27 protein-coding genes are annotated in these 23,963 nt (G+C 32.8%); 15 read left to right on the top strand and 12 right to left on the bottom strand.

The annotated features are described in order from the left end of the window. The first annotated feature begins 8 nt into the window (after nt 1–8). From comGC to B7R65_RS05425, 7 genes are read left to right on the top strand one after another with little or no spacing between them, the layout of a single operon-like run. Complete coding sequence (gene comGC / locus B7R65_RS05455; protein WP_088041725.1) at nt 9–305, top strand: competence type IV pilus major pilin ComGC; 297 nt, start codon at nt 9–11, stop codon at nt 303–305. Beyond that, entirely contained in the window at nt 271–744 is a 474-nt protein-coding gene (gene comGD, locus B7R65_RS05450) for a competence type IV pilus minor pilin ComGD (protein WP_088041724.1), read from the top strand. Before comGC ends, comGD begins: the two co-directional genes overlap by 35 nt. Next, a complete protein-coding gene (locus B7R65_RS05445) occupies nt 731–1,063 on the top strand; it encodes a hypothetical protein (protein ID WP_088041723.1) in 333 nt (110 codons plus the stop codon). The genes comGD and B7R65_RS05445 overlap by 14 nt, the downstream gene beginning before the upstream one ends. Beyond that, entirely contained in the window at nt 1,044–1,484 is a 441-nt protein-coding gene (gene comGF, locus B7R65_RS05440) for a competence type IV pilus minor pilin ComGF (protein ID WP_179194780.1), read from the top strand. Before B7R65_RS05445 ends, comGF begins: the two co-directional genes overlap by 20 nt. After that, nucleotides 1,447–1,851, top strand: coding sequence for a hypothetical protein (locus B7R65_RS05435; protein ID WP_088041721.1), 405 nt, complete (start codon nt 1,447–1,449; stop codon nt 1,849–1,851). Before comGF ends, B7R65_RS05435 begins: the two co-directional genes overlap by 38 nt. 18 nt (nt 1,852–1,869) lie before the next feature. After that, nucleotides 1,870–2,397, top strand: coding sequence for a shikimate kinase (locus tag B7R65_RS05430; protein WP_088041720.1), 528 nt, complete (start codon nt 1,870–1,872; stop codon nt 2,395–2,397). A gap of 16 nt (nt 2,398–2,413) precedes the next feature. After that, a complete protein-coding gene (locus B7R65_RS05425) occupies nt 2,414–2,617 on the top strand; it encodes a YqzE family protein (protein ID WP_088041719.1) in 204 nt (67 codons plus the stop codon). 41 nt (nt 2,618–2,658) lie between these two features. Here B7R65_RS05425 and B7R65_RS05420 read toward each other — a convergent pair whose 3' ends face one another. Together B7R65_RS05420 and B7R65_RS05415 are read right to left on the bottom strand one after the other, a co-directional pair. Then, entirely contained in the window at nt 2,659–3,465 is an 807-nt protein-coding gene (locus tag B7R65_RS05420; RefSeq protein ID WP_088041718.1) for a YqhG family protein, read from the bottom strand. Then, nucleotides 3,452–5,137, bottom strand: coding sequence for a DEAD/DEAH box helicase (locus tag B7R65_RS05415; RefSeq protein ID WP_088041717.1), 1,686 nt, complete (start codon nt 5,135–5,137; stop codon nt 3,452–3,454). Before B7R65_RS05415 ends, B7R65_RS05420 begins: the two co-directional genes overlap by 14 nt. Nucleotides 5,138–5,494: 357 nt before the next feature. Between B7R65_RS05415 and gcvT the strand changes: the two genes are divergently transcribed. Genes gcvT through gcvPB form a run of 3 tightly spaced genes read left to right on the top strand, consistent with a single transcriptional unit; the run spans nt 5,495 to nt 9,439 of the window. Beyond that, entirely contained in the window at nt 5,495–6,598 is a 1,104-nt protein-coding gene (gene gcvT, locus B7R65_RS05410; protein ID WP_088041716.1) for a glycine cleavage system aminomethyltransferase GcvT, read from the top strand. Between the two features lie 26 nt (nt 6,599–6,624). Continuing rightward, nucleotides 6,625–8,010: an aminomethyl-transferring glycine dehydrogenase subunit GcvPA gene (gene gcvPA / locus B7R65_RS05405; RefSeq protein WP_256941168.1), complete on the top strand. Its 1,386-nt coding sequence runs from the start codon at nt 6,625–6,627 to the stop codon at nt 8,008–8,010. Further along, complete coding sequence (gene gcvPB, locus B7R65_RS05400) at nt 7,982–9,439, top strand: aminomethyl-transferring glycine dehydrogenase subunit GcvPB (protein WP_088041715.1); 1,458 nt, start codon at nt 7,982–7,984, stop codon at nt 9,437–9,439. Before gcvPA ends, gcvPB begins: the two co-directional genes overlap by 29 nt. A 35-nt stretch (nt 9,440–9,474) precedes the next feature. On the opposite strand, the gene B7R65_RS05395 is transcribed toward gcvPB, so the two are convergent. After that, nucleotides 9,475–9,960: an immunoglobulin-like domain-containing protein gene (locus tag B7R65_RS05395; RefSeq protein WP_088041714.1), complete on the bottom strand. Its 486-nt coding sequence runs from the start codon at nt 9,958–9,960 to the stop codon at nt 9,475–9,477. 267 nt (nt 9,961–10,227) lie between these two features. Here B7R65_RS05395 and B7R65_RS05390 point away from each other — a divergent pair, with 267 nt between their 5' ends. The 3 genes from B7R65_RS05390 (at nt 10,228) to B7R65_RS05380 (ending at nt 13,365) form a co-directional block, all read left to right on the top strand. Further along, on the top strand, nt 10,228–11,592 hold the full coding sequence (locus B7R65_RS05390; RefSeq protein ID WP_088041713.1) for an aspartate kinase: 1,365 nt from the start codon (nt 10,228–10,230) through the stop codon (nt 11,590–11,592). A 79-nt stretch (nt 11,593–11,671) separates the two neighbouring features. Beyond that, nucleotides 11,672–12,166, top strand: a complete 495-nt coding sequence (locus B7R65_RS05385; protein ID WP_088041712.1) for an Lrp/AsnC family transcriptional regulator — start codon at nt 11,672–11,674, stop codon at nt 12,164–12,166. Beyond that, entirely contained in the window at nt 12,163–13,365 is a 1,203-nt protein-coding gene (locus B7R65_RS05380; protein ID WP_088041711.1) for an aminotransferase, read from the top strand. Before B7R65_RS05385 ends, B7R65_RS05380 begins: the two co-directional genes overlap by 4 nt. A 69-nt stretch (nt 13,366–13,434) precedes the next feature. On the opposite strand, the gene B7R65_RS05375 is transcribed toward B7R65_RS05380, so the two are convergent. From B7R65_RS05375 to B7R65_RS05335, 9 genes are all read right to left on the bottom strand, one after another. Next, nucleotides 13,435–14,184, bottom strand: coding sequence for a sirohydrochlorin chelatase (locus B7R65_RS05375; protein WP_088041710.1), 750 nt, complete (start codon nt 14,182–14,184; stop codon nt 13,435–13,437). A 16-nt stretch (nt 14,185–14,200) separates the two neighbouring features. Then, nucleotides 14,201–14,986: a uroporphyrinogen-III C-methyltransferase gene (gene cobA / locus B7R65_RS05370; protein WP_179194779.1), complete on the bottom strand. Its 786-nt coding sequence runs from the start codon at nt 14,984–14,986 to the stop codon at nt 14,201–14,203. Between the two features lie 13 nt (nt 14,987–14,999). Continuing rightward, a complete protein-coding gene (locus B7R65_RS05365) occupies nt 15,000–15,218 on the bottom strand; it encodes a DUF3906 family protein (protein ID WP_088041709.1) in 219 nt (72 codons plus the stop codon). Between the two features lie 16 nt (nt 15,219–15,234). Next, on the bottom strand, nt 15,235–16,857 hold the full coding sequence (locus B7R65_RS05360; protein ID WP_088041708.1) for a nitrite/sulfite reductase: 1,623 nt from the start codon (nt 16,855–16,857) through the stop codon (nt 15,235–15,237). An 11-nt stretch (nt 16,858–16,868) separates the two neighbouring features. Beyond that, nucleotides 16,869–17,465: an adenylyl-sulfate kinase gene (gene cysC / locus B7R65_RS05355; RefSeq protein WP_088041707.1), complete on the bottom strand. Its 597-nt coding sequence runs from the start codon at nt 17,463–17,465 to the stop codon at nt 16,869–16,871. A gap of 21 nt (nt 17,466–17,486) precedes the next feature. Continuing rightward, complete coding sequence (gene sat / locus B7R65_RS05350) at nt 17,487–18,629, bottom strand: sulfate adenylyltransferase (protein WP_088041706.1); 1,143 nt, start codon at nt 18,627–18,629, stop codon at nt 17,487–17,489. 71 nt (nt 18,630–18,700) lie between these two features. Further along, nucleotides 18,701–19,402 (bottom strand): phosphoadenylyl-sulfate reductase, encoded by a 702-nt coding sequence (locus tag B7R65_RS05345; RefSeq protein ID WP_088041705.1) that lies wholly within the window; start codon nt 19,400–19,402, stop codon nt 18,701–18,703. 205 nt (nt 19,403–19,607) lie between these two features. Then, nucleotides 19,608–19,751 carry a YezD family protein gene (locus B7R65_RS05340; RefSeq protein ID WP_088041704.1) on the bottom strand — a complete coding sequence of 48 codons (144 nt, stop codon included), beginning with the start codon at nt 19,749–19,751 and terminating at the stop codon, nt 19,608–19,610. A gap of 161 nt (nt 19,752–19,912) precedes the next feature. Then, nucleotides 19,913–20,839 (bottom strand): alpha/beta hydrolase, encoded by a 927-nt coding sequence (locus B7R65_RS05335; RefSeq protein WP_088041703.1) that lies wholly within the window; start codon nt 20,837–20,839, stop codon nt 19,913–19,915. 203 nt (nt 20,840–21,042) lie between these two features. Between B7R65_RS05335 and B7R65_RS05330 the strand changes: the two genes are divergently transcribed. After that, nucleotides 21,043–21,477 carry a divergent PAP2 family protein gene (locus B7R65_RS05330; protein ID WP_088041702.1) on the top strand — a complete coding sequence of 145 codons (435 nt, stop codon included), beginning with the start codon at nt 21,043–21,045 and terminating at the stop codon, nt 21,475–21,477. Nucleotides 21,478–21,614: 137 nt separating this feature from the next. Further along, nucleotides 21,615–23,846, top strand: a complete 2,232-nt coding sequence (locus B7R65_RS05325; protein WP_088041701.1) for an MMPL family transporter — start codon at nt 21,615–21,617, stop codon at nt 23,844–23,846. Nucleotides 23,847–23,963 lie beyond the last annotated feature (117 nt).

Here is a 23,963-nt window from a genome sequence, read left to right as displayed (position 1 = left end):
GGTTTTCATTGAATGAGAAAGGATTTACTTTAATTGAAATGCTAGTCGTTCTTTTAGTCATTTCAATACTTTTATTATTAGTTATACCGAATATAGGGAAACAGCAAAATTCAATTCAGGCAAAGGGCTGTTTAGCCTTACAAAAAATGGTGCAGTCAAGTGTTGAATCATTTCGTTTAGAAAATGAACATCTTCCAGATAATTTAGAAATCTTGAAAGAGCAGGGCTATATCGCAACATATAAATGTAAAAATAAAACCGAGCTATCATATGACAAGATTACTGGCACTGTTTCGATTCCATAAACAAGAAGCTAAAAGTCAAGACGGTTTTACGCTAGTGGAGATGTTAATGGTCCTTTCGTTAATCATGTTGTTACTTATTCTACCTATTACTCAAATGAAGAAAATTGAAGAAAATCAAAAGCTAGTGCTTTTCTTGCAAATGTTTCAAAATGACCTATTCCTTACTCAAAGAAATGCAGCGATTAAACAAATTCCTACAAGAATCATTTTCTTTAAAGGGAATTATGAGATCCAAGATAATTTATTAAACCCTCCCATAGTAAATCGTAAATATGATCCAGATATCCTAATTACTTACCTTTCACTTAAACCTCCATTGCGATATACCGCAGACGGCACAATTTCAAATTCAGGGACTATTTCTATTCGTTATAAAAATAGTGAATATATTATTACTTTTTATCTAGGGAGTGGTCGATTTAAATATGATAAAAAATGAGAGAGGTTTTACGTTTTTTGAATCAATTCTTTCACTAAATATAATGATACTTTTTTGTGTCGTGATCGTCCCTTCAATGACATTATTATTGCAAAACAAAGAGTCATTACAATTAATAAATATAGCAGACGATATTTTAACGGACTCGGTACATACTTATTATTTAAATCGTGTTGATTTTTCAGAAGGAGATCGTTTTCTAAATGGTCAAATATTTACAATTTATCAAAATGATATGATGAAAGAATATACACAAATTTGTGTGAAGTGGATCTACAGAACAAAGGAAAGTGAAATTTGTGAAAAAATTACAAAATGAAAATGGGTTTACATTATTAGAGACGCTTTTTTCATTCGTTATTTTCTTAATAATTGTTTCGATTTCAACATCAAGTTTAAGTGGATTTGTTCATAGGAATCACCAATATGAATCCTTAAATCGATTAGAATGGGATAATTTCATAAAAGAAGTACAAAAAGAAGCGAATAAAAGCATAGGTCATACAATTTATAGTGAAATGCTTGTTTTCGAAGATATATACCACGTTCAAATTAGTTATCGGAAATATGCGACAATTATTCGTCGCCAAAAGTTAAATACAGGTCATGAAATTGTTCTTCAGAATGTTAGTAGTTTAATTTTTAAAAGGAATGGCAAACAGAAAATTTTAGTTAAAGTAGTTGATCAAAATGGTGTCAGTTATGAAAAGAATGTTCGATTATTTACTGATCAAAATTAAAATGTTATCTGAAGAAGGAATATTTTTACCTTACACAATGCTAGTTTTAAACATACTTTTTGTATTTTTTATTATACAAATCGATATAATTCATTCAATCCATTCGTTTTCAAATTATAGTTCCATTCAAAATAGATTAGAGAGAGCTCATTCTCAGGCAGTGTACGATTTAAAAAAAGGTGATATTCCACTTCAATCAAATTTAATTAAGTATTATAATAATACAAAAATTATATGGACTTTTAATGAAACTTCAAAAGATGAATATAAGGTAACGTTGACAAGTAGTAATTCAAAAATAAAAAATCATATCGTTCAATTTAATTATTTAAAGGGCGAAAACCTAATTACTAATTGGACAGATTAAACGGGGGAAATATAAAAAATGAAGCCTATATATTTAGTAGGATTTATGGGATGTGGTAAAACGACTGTAGGGAACATCTTATCCGAGCAGTTAAATATTCAATTTGTTGATATTGATGAAGAAATTATATTACATACATCAAAAACGATTCCCACAATTTTTGAGGAATATGGAGAAAACGGATTTAGAGACATTGAATCTGAAGTTTTAAAAAAAGTTACGTCTAATGATGCGGTGATTTCAACTGGTGGTGGAATCATTACTCGTGAAGAGAATATCAATTTTATGAAAAAGAATGGTATATTATTTTATCTTGAAACATCCATCGAGATTTTATATGAACGCATTTGTTTTGACCATAATCGCCCAAATGCAAAGAATCGATCGCTTGATGATATGCAGGCTTTATTTGCAAACAGAAAATCTGCGTATGAAAAAGCCGATTTTTCAATTTTATCTAATACACTTTCACCTTTAGAAGTAGCTCTGGAAATCATTAACTGTTTAAATTCTATTAAAGGAGGAGATAGTAGAAATAAGAATTGAAAGCTAGGTGATTAGTTTGAAAACGAACGATTATGTAAAATATATGACACAACAATTTATGAACTATATAGATCAACCGAAAGAGAAACGTGAAATCATTAAGCATGAAAAAGAGGAGACTAAAGAATCTTTTTCTACGAATATGTTTGGAATGCTCCCATTAAGTATTGCGCTATATATGAAAAAAATCCAAAGCAGAAAAAATAAGAAAAGTATGTAATAAAGAAGACTGATTTCTCAATTTCGAAATCAGTCTTTTTATTAACCTAGTTTACTCATCGTAAAGGGCGAAAGATAAAATAATCCGCCATTAATACAATCTACATGTATGACAGGTTCATAAAGCTCTTTAAGTGCATTATATTCTACATGATAGTTTTCTGGTTTTTCATCATCATCTTTATAAAATTGATTCAATAAATCAAGATCATGCTTCCATCGTTTACGTGCTTCTTCAGCCCATACTTCATCCTCTTCCTGAATTTTACTTCTTAGAAGTTGCTCCATTCGATTTAAACCACTAATTGGTTTGATTATAGGAGACATCGAATAGCAAAAGTCTGGAATCTTCGAATTAAATTTAATTTTTTCGAGCTTTGTATGAAAATTTTCAATAATCGTACCCGAAATTAAATGGATTCCATATGAGTATAGAAAGTCTTTTTTATGGTCGCATGTAAATGATACTTGATAGTTGACTGCTAACCATGGATGGAGAGCAACTTGTTGTCCCATTGGAGGATGAATATCTTCATATAATCTAATTGATTGACCTAGTTCATTTACAATTGAAAAAATTTGATGAAGTCTGGGAGAACCAAAATGGATTTGTTCTCCTTTAATATCTTCTGGTACATTATCATTGTCAGTTATCATTGTTAATTTCATAGGATTTGGAATTCCGCCTGTTTTCTCTAAATAATGCCAATAGAAAGGTCGGTTCATTAATTTTTTATCCATATCAATGGTTAACTGAATTTCTAAATAAGTTGGAGTATTTTTTACGATTTCACATTCATTGTTTTTAAAAAAATATTCAATATAATCATGAATTTCACGTTGCTGCATAACTGTCACCTACTTGTTTATGTTGCTGTAATTGGATAATAGAAGTTAAATTCTCCATTTTAATCTTCATTTCGCCCTCAGTTTTTGAATTTATGAATATTTCGTTCATGTGAGCTTCAAAATCCTTATAAGGAATTCGTGTAAGAATATCATCTAGTTCACCTATTACACGTTCAAATAAATGGATTTTTTCGTAAAGTAAGCGTAATATATGCTCTTCGATCGAACCTACTGTGGCAAAATTATAAATACTTACGTCTTCAGTTTGCCCAAGTCGGTGAATACGTCCAATTCTTTGTTCTAATCTCATTGGATTCCAAGGTAAATCATAATTAATCATATTTGAACAAAATTGTAGATTAATACCTTCTCCACCAGCCTCAGTGGCGATTAGTACTTGTACTCTATTTTTAAAGAGCTCTTTCATCCAATCCTTTTTACCCCGTTTAAATCCACCTCGAAATGGAACAGAGGTAATGCCATTTTGTTTTAGAAACCATTGTAAATAAAGTTGAGTTGCACGATATTCAGTAAAGATGATGACTTTATCATTTATTTTCTTTATTAATTCAATTACTTTATTAGCTTTCGAGTTTGAAGTAATTTGATTAATTTGATGGAAAATTTTATCAATATATGGATCATTAATATCTATATTCTCTTTTTCAAATCTTTGTAGCATTTTTTTCATCGAGACATAAACAGCTTCTCTACTACTGCATGCTTCTCTTTTAAAAGTAAGAAATGAAAATGCAGAAGTGACTCCGGTATATTGAGATTTTTGCCATTCTTCAAGAAGATCATATAATTTTTGTTCATCTTCACTAAAATTGATCAGAACAGTTTCAACTTTTCGTTTTGTCCATTCTATTCCTGTATCCTGTCTTCGATTACGTACCATCACTTTTCCAATTAGTTCTCTGAGTAAATCTTCATGTTCTAACGAACGATTTTTAGCTGAAAAATATTCTTCAAAACTAGTTTTATTTCCAAGATGTCCTGGTTTTAATAAAGATACTAAATGGAATATTTCTTCAATCCGATTTTGAACAGGAGTAGCAGTTAAAAGTAAACAGTATTTTTTTTTCAATAATTGTACAAACTCATAGTTTTTTGTTTTATTATTTTTTAGTTTATGAGCTTCATCGATAATGATTAAATCATAGTTAATATCTAGTATCTTATCTCTGTGAGGCGCTCTTTTTGCTGTGTCTATTGATGAAACAACAACATCACAACTATCCCATACATAACTTTTCTTTTGTTGAGCGATTGCTGGAATATGAAATTTTGTATTTAATTCAAATGTCCATTGGGATACGAGTGAAGCAGGAACAAGTATAAGTACTTTATTAACTAAACCTCTAATCATGTATTCTTTTAAAATTAATCCTGCTTCAACCGTTTTACCTAAACCTACTTCATCTGCAAGTATTGCTTTTCCGTTCATTTTTTCAATAACGGTCGTTGCAACGTCTAATTGGTGCGGTAAAGGCGTTAAATTTGGTAAATGACTTGGTGCAATCATTCCCGAAAAAGAAGGAATTGCTAATTTGGTAGAAGTTTGATAGGCGAGTTTATAATTTTCCCAATTAGACCATGGTCCATCATGTTCAAGCTTTTCTAAAAACTCATCCTGCCATTCTGTATGGAATTTAATCTCTATTGACATGTTAATCTCACCCATTTCATTTTTTTATTGGATAATAGTGAACGTTATAGTAAAATAATGCGTATAACGTTCGTGATTTTATTTTTTTAAAATTTCACTTCGTTATTGATGAAAACTGTCGTTTAATGTTAGGATAATAGTATAGAAAAAAAGAAAAATTGCTTATTATTTTTTTAAACTAAAAAGTTTGATTGTTAAGAAAAAACAATAAACTAATTTCGTTTAATAATATTTTCTTGTTTTCTACTAGTTTTTCCGAAAAAAGACAAATTATGTAAAATATTTAATGGTTAGCTGGACGAACTATTAAGTTAGTTTTCCATCACGCTAGCATGTAGATTAGGGGGAGAAAGCTACATGACGACTTTATTACGTACGCCTTTGTTTGATGAATACAAAGTGTTAGGTGGTAAAACAATTGATTTTGGTGGCTGGGAGCTACCAGTGCAATTTTCGAGCATTAAAGAAGAACATGAAGCTGTTCGTACAGCGGCTGGTTTATTTGATGTTTCACATATGGGTGAAATCGAAGTAACTGGTAAAGATAGTCTTAAATATTTACAAAAAATGATGACAAATGATGTTTCGAAGCTGAAAAATGAAGGCGCATTATATAGTGCAATGTGCTATGAAAATGCTGGAACAGTTGATGATTTACTAATTTACAAATTTAGTGATGATCATTATTTATTAGTCGTAAATGCGTCTAACATTGAAAAGGATTTTGAATGGTTACTTTCACATGTTGAAGGTGATGTAAAAGTAGAAAATAAAAGTAATGAAATGGCACAATTGGCACTTCAAGGTCCAAAAGCAGTAGAAATTTTACAACGTTTAACTGCTTTAGATGTAACTGAAATTAAGTATTTTACTTTTAAAAATGAAGTTCAAATTGCTGAAACGACCGCACTTGTTTCTAGAACAGGATACACAGGTGAAGATGGATTCGAAATTTATTGTGCAGCAGAAGATGTTGCAAAAATTTGGAATGTACTACTTGAAGCAGGAAAAGCCGATGGACTTAAACCTTGTGGGTTAGGTGCACGTGATACGCTTCGTTTTGAAGCAACGCTTGCATTATATGGTCAAGAATTAACTAAAGATATTACGCCACTTGAAGCTGGAATTGGCTTTGCAGTGAAATTAAATAAAGAAGAAAACTTCTTTGGTAAAGAAGTTCTAAAACAACAAAAAGAAAATGGTATACCTCGTAAGCTTGTTGGAATCGAAATGATCGATAAAGGAATTCCGAGAAGTCACTATCCGGTTTATTTAAATGATGAGTTAATTGGTGAAGTTACGAGTGGAACGCAATCTCCAACTTTAAAGAGAAATATTGGACTTGCATTAATTAAAACTGAATTTTCAGCTTTAGGTACTGAACTAGAGGTTGAAATTCGAAATAAAAAATTAAAAGCAGTAGTTGTTGCAACACCATTTTATAAAAGAGATAAGAAATAACTAGGGGGAGAAAGGGGATTACTTTTATGCATCGTTATTTACCAATGACAGAGCAAGATCGTCAAGAGATGTTAAAGACTGTGGGTATTTCTTCAGTTGATGAGTTATTTAGTGATATTCCTGAAAAAGTTCGTTTCAATGGCTTATTAAATATTAAAAAAGCAAAATCTGAATCTGATTTATTACAAGAATTAAGTGGATTAGCTAATAAGAATGCAAACTTAAGAGAATATGTTTCATTCTTAGGTGCTGGTGTATATGATCATTATCTGCCAACAGTAGTTGATCATGTTATCTCACGTTCTGAATTCTATACAGCTTATACACCGTACCAACCAGAAATTTCTCAAGGTGAACTTCAAGCAATCTTTGAATTTCAAACAATGATTTGTGAATTAACTGGTATGGATGTTGCAAACTCATCGATGTATGATGGTGGTACTTCTCTTGCAGAAGCAACTACTTTGGCTGCTGGACATACTGGTAAAAAACGAATTTTAGTTTCAAAAGCTGTTCATCCACAATCTCGCGAAGTTATTTTATCTTATGCAAAAGGTCAACATTTACAAGTAGTAGAAATCGGCCTTAAAGATGGTAAAACTGATTTAGCTGAGCTTCAAAGTGAAATGAATGATGATGTTGCGTGTGTTGTTGTTCAATACCCTAATTTCTATGGTCAAATTGAAGCTTTAGATGAAATTGAACCAATCGCTCATACTGGAAAAAGCTTATTCGTAGTTTCTAGTAATCCATTGGCATTAGCTGCTTTAACTCCTCCAGGTGAATTTGGAGCTGATATCGTTGCTGGTGATGCTCAAACATTTGGTATTCCAACACAATTTGGTGGACCACACTGTGGATACTTTGCAGCAACAACTAAATTAATGCGTAAAATGCCAGGCCGATTAGTAGGTCAAACTGTTGATGGCGAAGGACGTCGTGGTTTTGTATTAACACTTCAAGCTCGTGAGCAACACATCCGTCGTGATAAAGCGACATCTAATATTTGTTCTAACCAAGCTTTAAATGCCTTAGCTGCTTCGGTAGCAATGACTGCACTTGGTAAAAATGGTGCTGTTGAAATGGCAACTCAAAACATTCAAAGAACTCAATATATGAAAAAGAAATTAGCCGAAAACGGAATTTCAGTAGTTTTCGATGGCGCTGCATTTAATGAACTAGTTATTGATGTAAAACACAATGTATCACTAATAAATAAAGAATTATTTACGAAAAAAATTATCGGTGGTTATGACTTAGCAAAAGTTGAACCCGCTATGGAAAATCATATGTTAATCGCTGTTACTGAGTTACGTTCAAAACAACATATCGATACATTTGTAAATGAACTAACATTATTAGTAAACGGAAAGGGGATGCAACATGCTGAAGGATCAACCGTTAGTTTTTGAGATGAGTAAAGAAGGTCGTATTGCATATAGTCTACCAACAATGGATGTTGAAGATTTTGATATTCAAGAAGTTATTCCAGCTACTTATGTTCGAAAAGAAAAAGCAAATTTACCTGAAGTATCTGAATTAGATTTAATGCGTCACTATACAGCGTTATCTAAACGTAATCATGGATTGGACTCTGGATTCTATCCACTTGGATCTTGTACGATGAAATACAATCCAAAAATTAATGAAGCAGTAGCCCGCTTTCCTGGTTTCGCTCATATTCATCCATTACAAGATGAATACACAGTTCAAGGTGCACTTGAATTAATGCATGAGTTACAACAGGAATTAAAAGAAATTACAGGTATGGATGAAGTTACACTACAACCTGCAGCTGGTGCGCACGGTGAGTGGACTGGACTAATGATTATTCGTGCTTATCACGAAAGTCGTGGTGATTTCAATCGTACAAAAGTAATCGTACCTGACTCAGCTCACGGAACGAATCCAGCTTCAGCAACTGTTGCAGGATTTGAAACAATTACAGTTAAATCGAATGAAAAAGGTTTAGTTGATTTAGAAGACTTACGTCGTGTAGTTGATGAAAATGTTGCAGCATTAATGCTAACAAATCCAAATACATTAGGTCTTTTTGAAGAAGACATTTATGAAATTGCTGAGATTATCCATGAAGCAGGTGGTAAGGTTTACTATGATGGAGCTAATTTAAACGCTGTATTAAGTAAAGCACGCCCAGGAGATATGGGATTTGACGTAGTTCATTTAAATCTTCATAAAACTTTCACTGGCCCTCATGGTGGTGGTGGACCTGGTTCTGGCCCTGTTGGAGTTAAAGCGGACTTAATTCCTTACTTACCAGCACCAATCGTTGAAAAAATTGGAGATGAGTATGTATTAAACTCTGATTGCCCTGAAACAATTGGACGTGTAAAACCTTTCTATGGTAACTTTGGAATTAATGTAAGAGCATATACTTATATTCGTTCAATGGGACCTGAAGGTTTAAAACAAGTAACTGAAGATGCTGTATTAAATGCTAACTATATGATGCGTCGATTAGAACCACATTTTGATCTACCATTCGATCGTCATTGTAAGCATGAATTTGTACTAAGTGGAAAACGTCAAAAGAAATTAGGCGTACGTACATTAGATATCGCAAAACGCTTATTAGACTTTGGTTACCACCCACCAACAATTTACTTCCCATTAAACGTGGAAGAATGTATCATGATTGAACCGACTGAAACTGAATCGAAAGAAACATTAGATTCATTTGTTGATACAATGATTGCAATTGCTAAAGAAGTAGAGGAAAATCCAGAAATCGTACAAATGGCTCCACATACAACAGTTATAAGCCGTCTAGACGAAACTTTAGCAGCACGTAAACCAGTTTTACGTTATAAAAAAGATTAATTAAAAAGCGTTCCCTTTTAATAGGGAACGCTTTTTTACTGTATTTGAAAAATTGATGCTAACTTAATTTTTTTATCTTTAGTTATATAAATTTCCTTAATGACTCGGTAAAAACCAGGTTTTATTTTATATTTGAGGATATCTTTCTCTAAGCTAGCTGAAAATGGATAAGATTTTCCTTTTTTTAGCATAATGCCGATCGCTGTAAATCCAATATTCTCTTTAAATGGAACTTTTCTCCAGGAACCATCTTGAAACGTTTCAATTTCATATGGAGTTCCAAATTCAACCTGTTCCCCATTATTTTTTAGTAGTAATTCTATTTTTTTAGTTTTAACATCGTAAAATACCTTTTTTAATTGCATTTCTACATCAACATTTCCTTCTTTAAAACTTGAGGGGATATTATTATGTTTGGAATGATTAAAAGTTTTAAGGGTTTTATAATTATTCTTAACTTCATTCCCACAAGCCGAAATAAATAGAACGATTAGTAACAGTAAAGTTATTCCTTTTTTCATCATCATTTTACCTTTCGTAAGCTGTATTACTTAATAGTTTAGTATAAGTGTCTGAATATTTCGAATGTATTTTGACCTAATGTTAAAATTGTATAAAAAGAAAAGTAATTAATCACTTTCCAGATCTCTAATGTATACATTTTCCTGCTACCAAATTTCTTTTGTAAAATACTAAAATCTTCCAAATTACTGTTGATTTTTTCTCTTTTTAGAGAGATAATTGTAACATTATTTAACTGAAAATTAACATAATTAGGAGAAGTTAAAATGAAAATCGCGAAGTTTGGTGGGTCTTCAGTAGCCACTTGGGAACAGATTGAGAAGGTATTTCAGATAGTTGTTTCAGATAGTGAACGTAAGATAATTGTGGTTTCTGCACCTGGAAAGAGATTCCCAGATGATATTAAGATTACTGATCTCCTAATTGTATGTGGACAAAAAGCTATAAGAGGAGAGGATTATTCAGACGCATTCCATCAGGTTATTAAAAGATATTCTGAAATTGCAAATGGATTAGGACTTTCATCGAGTTTAATTGACGAAATATCACTAAATATCGAACTTACTCTTACAAGAGATCATGCCAATCAAACTAGATTTATGGATGCTGTAATGGCTTGTGGAGAGGATAATTGTGCTAGATTAGTAGCCAATTATTTTCAACTTAAAGAGATAAATGCTCATTATATTAATCCAGGAGAAGCTGGGCTGTACGTTACGAATGAACCAGGTCAAGCGCAAGTATTACCGAAAAGCTATCCCCTAATATATGAATTAAGAAAAAAATCGGGAATTTTAGTTTTCCCTGGATTTTTTGGTTATTCAGAAGAAGGGGATATCGTTACATTTTCACGTAGTGGATCAGATATAACTGGATCTGTTGTTGCGAATGGAGTGAAGGCCAATTTATATGAGAATTTCACAGATGTTGATGCTGTTTATTCTGTTAATCCAACAATTATCCAAAATCCAAAAGAAATTAAAGAATTAACTTATCGAGAAATGAGAGAGTTATCTTATGCAGGATTTAACGTTTTTCATGATGAAGCGCTTATCCCTGCATTTGAAGCTGGAATCCCTGTAAATATAAAAAATACAAATAATCCATCAGCACCAGGTACTCGAATAGTGAAAGAAAGAAAACTATTAAATGGACCATTAATTGGTATCGCAAGTGATAACGGATTTTGTAGCATTTATATAAGTAAGTATTTAATGAATCGAGAAATTGGATTTGGACGCAAGCTTTTACAAATATTAGAGGATTTTAAAATTTCTTATGAACATCAGCCGAGCGGTATTGATGATATTTCGGTTATTATTAGACAAAATCAACTTTCAAATGAACTTGAAGTTCAAATTATTGAGCGAATTAAAAATGAGTTAAATCCAGATCATGTTGTCATTGAAAGAAACCTAGCCTTAATTATGTTAGTAGGAGAGGGCATGCGTCATAATGTTGGAACAACTGCAAGAGCAAGCAAAGCACTTGCTGATGCGTCTATTAATATTGAAATGATTAACCAAGGTTCATCAGAAGTCAGTATGATGTTTGGCGTAAAAGCTAGTGACGAGAAAAAAGCAGTAAAAGTGATTTATGAAGAATTCTTTTCAAAAGTGTCATCTAAGTAAAATATTTAAATATAGATGAAGAGAATAAACATCTAAGTTATTCCAATTTAGAAATGGAATGCATAAGGAGCATAATGATATGACAGAAAAAGAAATACAGTTACTTCAATGTATAGAGCAAAATGGACGCTTAAGTAATGACGTTTTAGCAAAAATTATTGGATTAACAGAAGAAGAGGTCGTTTCTATTATGAAAAAATTTGAAAACGACCGTGTAATTCTGCAATATATTACTTTAATTGATTGGGGTAAAGTTCCAGTTCAGGAAAGTATTACAGCAATGATTGATGTGAAAGTAGCTCCAAAAAGAGGGGTGGGCTTTGATGAGATTGCTGAAAAAATTTATTTATATCCAGAAGTGAAATCAGTATATTTAATGTCGGGTACATATGATTTATCAGTTGTCGTAGAAGGGAAAACAATGACATCAATTGCTTCGTTTGTCTCTCAAAAGCTATCAACTTTGGAATCTATCTTATCTACAACTACCCATTTTATTTTAAAGCGTTATAAGCATGATAGTATTGTCTACGGGCAAAAACAAGGTGATAAGCGTATGGTGATTACGCCATGAGTAAATTTATATTATCTAATACAGTAACTACACTTCAGCCTTCTGGGATTCGTAAATTTTTTGATTTAGCTGCAAGTATGGACAATGTCATTTCTTTAGGGGTGGGTGAACCAGATTTTGTAACTCCTTGGAACGTACGCGAAGCAAGTATCTATTCACTTGAAACAGGTCATACTGCATATACTTCAAATGCAGGTTTATTTGAATTGCGCGATGAGGTTAGTCGATATTTTGCGAAAAAGTTTGATGTACATTATAACCCAGATGATGAACTTATTATCACGGTTGGAGCAAGCCAAGGCATTGATATTGCTTTAAGAACGATTTTAAATCCAGGGGATGAAGTGATCGTAATCGATCCTTGCTTTGTTTCATATGCTCCGCTAGTTTCATTAGCAGGTGGCATACCTGTTCACCTTGCTACTACGGGTGAAGAGGAATTCAAGATTAATCTTCAAGCGTTGAAGAAAAAAATTACGCCTAAAACGAAGGCTATTCTATTATGCAATCCGAATAATCCGACAGGGACACTATTAGAAAAAGAATTGCTAGAGGATTTAGCGGTGTTTGTTAAGAAGCATAATTTAATCGTTATTTCAGATGAAATATATGCAGAACTTGTATATGACGGCGAATATACTAGCTTTGCAAAAATTGATGGAATGAGAGAGCATACAATCTTAATTTCTGGATTTTCAAAAACTTTTGCGATGACTGGCTGGCGCTTAGGTATTGTAGCTGCACCATCAGACATCATTTCACATATGTTAAAGGTCCATCAGTATGCAATTATGTGTGCGCCTACAATGTCACAGCATGCAGCTGTTGAAGCATTACGAAATGGAGAACATGATGTTGAAGCAATGAGAAGGAGCTATATGCAACGTCGAAATTTCCTTGTTAAATCTCTTCAGGAAATAGGGTTATCATGCCATTTACCTGGAGGAGCTTTTTACGTGTTTCCTTCGATTCAAAATACAGGTCTTACTTCTGAAGAATTTGCAGAGCAATTATTAGTTAAAGAAAGAGTAGCTGTCGTCCCGGGAAATGTTTTTGGCGAATGTGGAGAAGGTTTTATACGTTGTTCTTATGCTACTTCTCTTGACCAATTAATCGAAGCAACAAAAAGTATAGATCGTTTTTTACAAACTTTACCAAATTTCCATCGAGCAAATCTTGTTAAGGTAGTAAACAAATAATTGGTATTAATTTAAAAAGCTCTTGTTTTCCTATATAAGGGAACAAGAGTTTTTTTATTTTGCCTTATTTTAAATCACAACTAATTTATTTGACCTAACTTCTAGTAATCTTTGTTTGAAAATAGAGGTAATCAAATGGTCATATCCAAGCGTCTCGCATAGGATCCAATCTTTTTGCAGTTCTGGAGGTAGTGCAGTTATTTTTTGTGTTAATTCATTCATGAGTGTACCTGAAAAAAATAAGTAAGGTACTATAATTATTTGTTTACTGTTTATTATTGCTAAACTTTCCCATACATCGTGAATCGAAGGTTTTGAAACAGCCATATATGCAGGCAAAACATGACGATTTATTTTGGACTTTAGTAATTTAACAATATTTAGGAAGTCTAATTGAGTTAGGCGATCACTACTGCCACGCCCAACTAATACAATAGTTGAATCACTGTGAATATTTTTAACCTGTTCAAAGATTCGTTTCATTACTAATTCGATCATATTTTCATGTACACCGATTGGATTGGCTATTTTTATTTTAATCGTTGGATGCATCTCTTGAAAAAGAGCAATTTCATTTGGAATATCAACTTTTGCATGATTTGCAGATAGGAGTAATACAGGTAGTACTGAGATCGTTTTAGCTCCTCGATTTAAACAAGTCTCTAATCCTTTATAAATTGAAGGTTCAGCTAATTCAACAAAAGCAATTTCTTGTATTTGACAATCGATTTGCTCTTGCACATTCATTACGAAGTGAATGGCAGAATGGACTGCCGACTTTACTCTACTGCCATGACAAACATAAAGGATTGCATCCATTCTATCACTCCTATTTTTATAAACTTGAATAACTTATCTTATTTGTAGATGTTAACGAATCATGTTTCGATTCAAACCATTGCAATTGTTGATGCAATTTTACAACTTCACCGACAATGATCATGCTTGGATTTAGAATATTTTCTTTTTCAACAATCGTTAATACATCCTTTAAGGTGCAAATGACTGTCTTTTGTTGTTCAGTTGTACCGTAGTGAATAAGTGCAACAGGTGTATCTTGATGTTTTCCATTCAATAAAAGTTGATGACGAATATATGGTAGATTACTCACTCCCATATAAATTGCGAGTGTGTCAATACCTTTAGCTAGAGATTCCCATTTAACTGTATCTTCTTCTTTACAGTGCCCCGTTACAAAAGCAAATGAGCTACTAAAATCCCGGTGGGTGACGGGAATACCTGCATATGCAGGGGCAGCAATACCAGAAGTGATACCAGGGACTATTTCAAAAGGTATCCCACGCTCTACTAAATAGGATGCTTCCTCACCACCACGACCGAATATAAAAGGGTCTCCACCTTTTAAGCGAACGACATTTTTCCCTTTTTTTGCATATTTCACTAAGAAGGCATTAATCGTTTCCTGTTTTAATGCATGGTAGTTTGGTAGTTTACCAGCGTAAATTAATTCTACTGAATCTTTGGCGTAAACTAGAAGTTCTTTGTTAACTAAACGATCATATAAAATGACATCTGCGTTTTGGATGCATTTTAAACCTTTTACTGTTATTAAATCAGCATCACCGGGTCCAGCACCAACTAAATAAACTTTTCCAATCATTCCGCACACCTCGTCATCGTTTACTTAAAACTTCAACATCTAAAACATAGCCACCACTTTGGCTAATTTTCTTTTTTTCATACATAAAAAGCTCTTTAACATCAGGTTTTTTAACATAAAACTTTTGTAGTTCGGTGTCAACAAGCCTAAATGCTTTTTCATCATCACTTGCTAAAATGACAATTGGGACTGTACGATCCTCAATTAAAGCTTCAAATCGATATAAATACATAGGTCACCGACTTTCATTATGATGCTTTTACTTTTTCGATTATGGATGTTAAATGACTTTGTAATTCTTCAATTCCAACTCTCGCTACATAATCTAAATATGGCTCAGATGGCAGTTTATTTTCTTGAAAGTGTTGTAAAAATTTTTCTAATACGAGATGAAGGGAGGGGGAATCAACTTTTCCTTTTAATTTTTCATTAAATTTCCCACCATCTTGCAATGTACCGCCGACATAGAATTCAAAGGCTTCAATCATTTCTTTTTTCTCATTTCGAGTTTTTATACCTTGTAAGCCAATATCAGCAATTTGTCTTTGACCGCATGAATTTGGGCAACCTACCATATGAATCCTGATTGGCACATCAAGAGAGATTTTTTCATCAAGATAGGAAGCAGTATCCTTCATGCGTGCTTTTGTTTCGACTAATGCAAGATTACAATATTCATTTCCAGTACAAGCCACAGAATAGCCAATAAACTTTGGTGGAGTAGGCGTAAACTTTTGAAGTAATGGCTCTTGAAGTAAAGCTTCAATATTAGCAGTAGCGATATTAGGTAGAATAAGATTCTGTGAATTACAATTACGAATCTCACCATTTCCATATTTTTTAACTAGTCTAGCTAACTCGAAGACTTCTTCTGAATGTAATCTTCCAACAGGAACATTTAAGCCAACATAATGCAAACCTTCTTGTTTTTGAGGTTGAACGCCATAGAAGTAGCCAGCATTCCATGTTTGCTCAAAACCGGTCCCTTTTGTTAATAAATCGCCAGTATACTCTAGTAATACATCTTTGAACTTTTCTACTCCCCAATCAGCTACTAAAAATTTGAGTCTAGAGTGATGACGTTTTTCCCTGTAGCCGAAATCTCTAAAAATAGTTGTAACAGCAATTGCAACTTCTTTTACTTGATGAGGTAAAACAAAAACATCAAGTGTTTGAGCTAAATGCGGAGCAGAAGATAAGCCACCGCCAACTTTTAAGTGAAATCCAACAGTTTCGACTCCTTCAACTTCCTTGATAGCAGGTACAAAGGAAATACAGTTAATCTCCGCATTGGACGCATTGTTTTTATTAGAGCTGATTGACATTTTATACTTTCTAGGTAGATTCGAGAATTCCTCATTAAATTGGAAGAATTCGTAAACTTCTTTTACGATTGGTGAAGTATCAAATAACTCATTTGGATCAATACCTGCAAGTGGATTCCCAACGATATTACGAGTAATATCTCCACATGCTCCAGCACTGGATAAGTCAGCTCTCTCTAGACGCGTTAAAATATCTGGTATTTGTTCGATAGTTAACCAGTGGAACTGAATGGCTTGACGAGTAGTGATATCATACACATCACGACCATAATCTCGAGCAATTTCAGCTAATGTGACCAGTTGATTATGAGTTAAGATACCAGATGGAACATTAACTCGCATCATGAAGTAGCCAGCTTCTTTTGGTTTTTGTAAGTAGCAACCTGCCCACTTGAATAAGTCCCATTGATCTTTTGGAATCGATTCAAATCCATTTTTGGCATAGTAGGGGATGTCATCATAAATTTTAAGTCCATCTTTAACTAATTTCTTCTTTTCTGCTTCATTTAATTTAGGGTTGTCTTTCCAAATTTTTTCAGCCGCCATCTCACATCACCTTACCCGATATAATTTTTATTTCTCAAGTATTGAAGAACGGATTCAACACATTCGTTAATTGATAATTTATCAGTATCCAAAATAATTTCTGGATGTAAAGGAGCTTCATAAGGTGAACTGATCCCTGTGAAATTTTTTATTTCTCCATTTTTCGCTTTTTTATAAAGACCTTTTGGATCTCTACTTTCACAAGTTTCTACAGAGCATTGGACATATACCTCAATAAATTCATCTTCTTCTACTAATGTTCGAACAAGATTTCGATCCGCCTGAAAAGGGGAGATGAAGGCAGTTAACACAATTTGCCCATTTTCAACAAAAAGCTTTGCAACTTCACCAATTCGACGAATGTTTTCTGTGCGATCATCATCTGAGAATCCTAAATCTTTATTTAAGCCGTGACGAATATTATCACCATCTAAAACAGTTTGCTGTACATTTAACTGAAATAAGCTTTTCGCAACTTCATTTGCAATTGTAGATTTTCCGGCAGCGGATAGACCTGTAAACCAAAGGATACAACTGTGATGTTGATTATGTTTTCGTCGGTCTTGTTTTAAAATACTTGATTGGTGCCAAACGATATGATTAGACATGAAACGATTCTCCTATTCTATTTAAGTCGATTGAGGTTGACGCATACCTTCTATTAAAATTTCAACTACTTCTTTTCGACTAAATGCTGTTGGTGGGATATCACCATTTTTTAACATCTCACGTACTTTTGTTCCAGATAGCGTTAAATGTTGATCACTTCCATGAGGACAAGTTTTTGTTGATGCCATATTTTCACATTTTGTACAATAAAAACTATTTTCAAAGAATAGGAGAGAGATTCCTAAATCTTCTTGTGTGAACTGCTGAAAAATCTTTTGAGCATCATAGGTTCCATAATAATTACCAACTCCAGCATGATCACGCCCAACAATAAAATGTGTACAGCCGTAATTTTTCCTTACAATGGCATGAAATACTGCTTCTCGTGGTCCTGCATAGCGCATAGCAGCAGGAAAGACAGCAAGGAATACTCGATTCGTAGGATAAAAGTTTTCTAGTAATACTTTATAGCTCCTCATTCGTACGTCAGCAGGGATATCATCGGATTTTGTTTCTCCTACTAATGGATTTAGGAATAATCCATCTACAATTTCTAATGCACTTTTTTGAATATACTCGTGAGCTCGATGGACTGGATTTCGTGTTTGAAAGCCAACAATCCTTTTCCAATTAAGTGTAGAAAATTTTTCTCTTGTTTCCTTAGGAGTCAAATAATGTTCAGAGAATTGTGAGCGATGTACTTGTTTAATGACCGTAATTTCTCCACCTAAGTATGTGTCCCCTCGAGAATATAATTTGGCTACACCAGGATGTTCATTATCAGTTGTTCCATATACAAATTGCGCTTCTGCTAATTTATTAGGTGAATAAATATCGCTAATTACAAGTTTTCCATATACTTCATTTTCCCAAGTAAGTTTTACTTCTTCACCGATTTTCAACTTACTAGCAACTTGTTTTGAAACCGGTAATGTAATAGGGATACTCCAAACTGTTCCATTTTTTAATCTCATTGAATTCACTACTTGTTCATAATCATCTTTTCTTAAAAAACCTGTTAGAGGGCTGTATGCCCCGTTCCCAATTAACTCCAAATCGCTTAAACTAATTAAGTCTAATGGAACCTCCTGGAGATTTTCATTTAGAATAATTGAAGAATCAAAGCGATTAATTAACACGCCACCATGTGGAGATAAACTCATACTAGACAACTCCTTATATTTTCCTATCGTTTTTGTTTAAGAAAAATGTTTAGATTAAATGAAGTAAATGATTAATCATGTAATCCGCATTCTGTTTTATTTGTCCCAGACCATCGACCAGATCGATCATTTGAAGAATTTGAAGCTGCAACTGTGCAAACTTCACAGCCAATACTTGGGTAACCAATATCATGAAGTGGGTTATATGGTAGATTCTTGTAATACACGTATCGCCAAACTTCTTTCCAAGTCCAATGGATTAATGGGCAAACTTTCACGGAATTAAACTTATTATCTAAATTTAAAAAATTTGTTTTTTGACGTGAAGCAGACTGTTCTCTTCTTAAACCCGAAATCCATGCGGGAGCATCTTTTAAAGCATCTCGTAGTGGTAGTATCTTACGAATATGGCAGCAGTTATTGGGTTCACGCTTCCATAGCTCATCACCATGAACTGTAGCTTGTTCATCTAAAGTAAGATTTGGGAGCTTTTTTTCAATCTTTAAATGTGGATACTTTGCCTGTACTCGGTCAATCAATTCATACGTTTCTTTAAAATGAAGTCCTGTTTCTAAGAATACAATTTTGGCATCAGGTTTTACTTTTGAGATTAAATCGATTAGTAAAATACCTTCAACACCAAAGCTACATGCGTAAATTAAATCATCGTCGTATGTTGAATATGCCCAATTAAGAACTTCCAGTGCACCTTTTGTTTCATTATCAATTGAAAAATTAGGTATGTTTTCCTCATTCCAAATTTCAAATCTCATTTGCTTTCCTCCAATAAATAAAGAAAGTTTATTCGAAGGCATAATCTTTGGCATAATTTTCATGCCTGATGGATATATACTTTCTAAATATTTTTTTTCAAAACTTATAAACTTGCAGAATAAGAAAAAGGCAGCCCAAATCTATATACATAAATTGTACATAGAATTGGACCGCCTCTAGTTTTTCTAGTCAGCAGGATCTCATTTACTTTAATCGTATTTTTTCTTGTTTTTCAACTTGAATAATTTTTCCATCCTGAACGACTAATGTAATCGTTCCAAACTTTAAACCATTAAGTAACGATTCCACGACCTCAATGATTGGTTTCAAGTCGTTGGTTTGGCTCATGAGTTTCCTCCTAGAATTTAATTACAACTAAGTTTATCAGAATTGTATGAATTGTCAATTTTAAAAATGCTATTTATTTAAAAAAACAGAATATTGTAATTTATAATAAATAAAAACGAGCTTATCGAATTTCTTCATAAGCTCGTTTTCGTTTATAAGATTTATTGTAAGAGTTTATTTTGTTCTAGGAATTTTATTACTTGTTCTTTATAAGAGCTGGAGTCTTCATCAAATGCTGCTCCATGTTTACCAGAGTTCGTCCAATAGATAGACTTTGGACCTTTTTTCTTATCATAAAGGTCTTGCGTCATTTGTGGAGGGATATAATCATCCGTTTTCGTATTAATGAATAAAACAGGTGCTTTAATATTTTGAATTGAATCAATTGGTGAGGCATCTTTAATCGAATAATCTTTTCGAAGTTTCAAGAATGCATCTCCTAAAAATACAATTGGACCTTGTAAAATGGATGGAATATATGTGTAGTCATTTTTAAGGCGGAATTTTGATTCTTCTAAGAAATTACTGTATGGGCAATCTGCTATGAAAAAATCTGCTCCGTTTTTAACATTCCCAGCGTAAATCAAAGTAGTTGCTGCCCCCATTGAAACGCCATGAATTCCTATTTGACCATTATGTGATCGCTTTTTTGCATATTGGACAACAGCTTGTAAATCTTTACTTTCCAATATGCCATATGTCGTGTATGTACCACTTGATTCTCCGTGATTTCGTTGATCATATGCTATGACATTATATCCAATTGAATGAAACATTTTAGCATACTTAGCTTGATCGTCTTTTGAGCCCATATATCCATGTAAAGTAATAATGGTCTTGTTAGTTGGTTTTTCTGCAGGAAGATAATAACCAATTAAGTTATAGCCTAATGGAGATTTTATCTGAATACGTTCGTTTTTTATTTCTTTTCTTAACGAACTAAACGCTTCAATTGCTTTTTGTTTTTCTGGATTTTTGCCATAATTTTTTGCATTATTTTCAAGTAAAATAACATCTGAGAAATAATATCCAGTTCCACATGATATCAATAATAAAATTGCTAAAAGAATACTTAATCGAATGAGCATACGAATGAGCCGAAACCTCCCAATAAAAATTGCTACTATTTTTTACTTTCATATTATGACATGAATTCTTTTCAGAGGTAAATAGTAATCTTGAAAACAGTTATGTATCGGAGTTTTTTTTAAGAAAATCCCATTCAATAAAAAGATTGTGAATATACAATTGTTGAAAGAAGATAATATAAAAAAGAAACAATACTAATAAAATGAGGGGGTTCGTCTTGACAATTTTTCATAACGGACCATTAATGTCAGCCTTAATTGCCTGGTTTATCGCACAGTTTGCAAAGGTAGTAATCCATTTAATTAAAGAAAGAGAATTTGATTTATCTAAATTTTTTGCTTCTGGTGGTATGCCAAGTTCCCATTCTTCCACGGTTACCGGACTTGCACTAAGTGTTGGGTTAAGAAATGGATTTGAGAGTGTAGTCTTTGCAATAGCAGTTATTTTTGCCATCATAATCATGTATGATGCATCAGGTGTTAGGCTTGCCGTAAGTAAACATGCAAAGCTTTTAAATGATTTTTTTCATGGGAGAATTAAAGATTATAAAGCATTAAATGAACTAGTTGGACATACTTCTTATGAAGTAGTAGTGGGAGCTTTAATAGGAATTATTGTGGCAGTTTTAGTTTCATAATATTTTTGACGCTCACCTTTAAATCGAGATGATTTATTTGATGGGCGTTTTTTCATAAATGATGATGTAAAAAGATAGTCGATAGTCGATTCTATTTGATAAGATGTTTGTAGGATTTGTAATTAAGGAGTGAAATAATGAAAAGTACAGTAAACGAGAATAGTACTTGGAAAAAGGTCGGTAGGGGCATTTATCAATTTCGATATTTATTAATAGCCGTATTAGCCGTATTTTCAATTTTTCTTGGAATTTATTCGAAACATTTACCTGGAATTTTAGAAGGAGATGGATTTAGAACTCCAGGGGATTATGAAAAAGCAAAAAATATTTTAGAAAACGATTTTGAACAATCACCAAATTCAGTTATTATCTTGCTTGAACGTAAAAAAGAAGCATCTGCTCAAGCGTTTCAGTCTGATATTGAACGTGTCGTCAAAAAAATTGATAAAGAAAAAAATATAAAACAATTTTTAAATCCTCTCAATAACCCTAGTATGAAAAAAGATAAAATTGCTTATTTAACATTTTTATATGATGAAAAAGATTACGATAAATTGGTTGACATGAATAACGCTTTCGCCAAAAAAGTCGAATCATATTCTAGTGATACAGTTAAAATTGGTACGACAGGGTTTACAATCATAAATGATGTAATGAATAAGACGAGTCAAGAAGATTTAAAAAAGGCGGAAATGATCGGTGTGCCGATTGCATTTATTGTATTATTCTTTGCATTCGGTAGTTTAGTTGCGTCTGCGATTCCGATTTTAATTGGCATAATCAGCATATTAGCAACATTTGGTATACTTGCATTTATTGGGAAATATGTTGATTTATCAATATTTGTATTAAACGTAGCGCCAATGATTGGATTAGCGTTATCGATTGACTTTGCTTTATTATTTGTTAGTCGATATAAAACCGAACTTTCCGAGCAATCATCCGTAAAGGAAGCAATAAGTATCACTTTTGCAACAGCAGGTAGAGCTATTATATTCTCAGGTATTTGTGTGTTTATTGGTTTATCTGCGTTGTATTTTATTAATATTGATCTATTTAGAAGTGTTGCAATTAGTGGGGCTGTGGTCGTTTTAGTGAGTTTATTTTTGTCACTTACACTATTACCAGCGGTTTTATCAGCACTTGGGAAAAACATAAATAAAGGAACATTAAAATGGCTAGCAAATCGTAGCCAAGTGCAGCAGCAAGCAGTTTGGAGACGTTTTGCAAATTTTGTGATGAAGAGACCCGTCATAATGGCGATTTCTTCTTTAATTATTTTAGGAATATTTGTGATTCCAATTCGAGATGTACATTTAAACATTCCGACGATTGATGCATTACCAAAACATGAATCTTCTAGAATCTATTATGAAAAATATCAAAAAGCTTTTCTTCCTGATGCACAAAAACACGGTACAGTAGTGATGGTATTGCATTCAAAAGATGACATCGTAACTAAAGCAAATTTAAGTTCTTTAGAACAAGTTCAGAAGACACTAGAAAATGATCCAAATGTTTATAAAGTAAAAAGTGTTTTCAGTGCTGTAGATATGAATGCAGATCAGTTACTACCAGCATTAAAATCGGTGAATGCGCCAAAATTACAACCTGCAATTAATGCCTATACACATGATAAAAAAACATTCATTCAAGTGTTCTTAAATTCTGATCCAAAGTCAGAAAAAGGTAAACAGTGGGTACGTGATTTTGAAGCGAAATATAAAGGTAAAATTGAAGGGTTTAACTTTATATTTGGAGGCCAAGTTAAATTTGAGCAAGAGTTATTTGATGAAATAACAGATAATATCGCTTATGGACTTACGGTCATTATGGTAAGTACATTTATTATTTTAATGATTGCATTCCGTTCAATCATTATTCCGATTAAGGCGATTTTAATGAATGTACTTTCGTTAAGCGCAACATTCGGAATTATTACATGGCTATTCCAAGGTGGAAACTTTGGTTTACCACAGTCTGATATTATGCTTATATTACCTGTATTTGTTTTTGGTTTAGTATTTGGATTAAGTATGGACTATGAAGTTTTTTTAATGTCGCGTATGCAAGAACTATACTTGGCTACAGGTGATAATTCATATTCGACTAGAGAGGGACTTGTATCTACAAGTCGAATTATTACATCAGCGGCTTCGATTATGATCGTTATTACAGGTGCATTTGCTTTTACTGATATGATTCCTGTAAAACAAATGGGAATCGGGATTGCGATTGCAATATTCTTAGATGCTACAATTGTTCGACTTGTTTTAGTACCTAGCTTAATGCAATTGTTTGGCAAATGGAATTGGTGGTTCCCGTTTGCTAAAAAGAGTGTCCAGGAATCAACTGAAAAAGTTGGGTAATAATCTGAGAAAACTGATACTCAATTTTAAATGAGTATCAGTTTTTTTATTATTCATTTTTAGTTACACTTGTTTTTGTTTTATATCAGGATTATTACGGAAAAAATAGTAAATTAT

The sequence above is a fragment of the Bacillus sp. EAC genome, assembly GCF_002156875.1.
Taxonomy (GTDB): domain Bacteria; phylum Bacillota; class Bacilli; order Bacillales; family Bacillaceae_G; genus Gottfriedia.
Note: the sequence above shows the minus strand (reverse complement) of the source record. Positions and strands in the feature narration are given on the sequence as shown.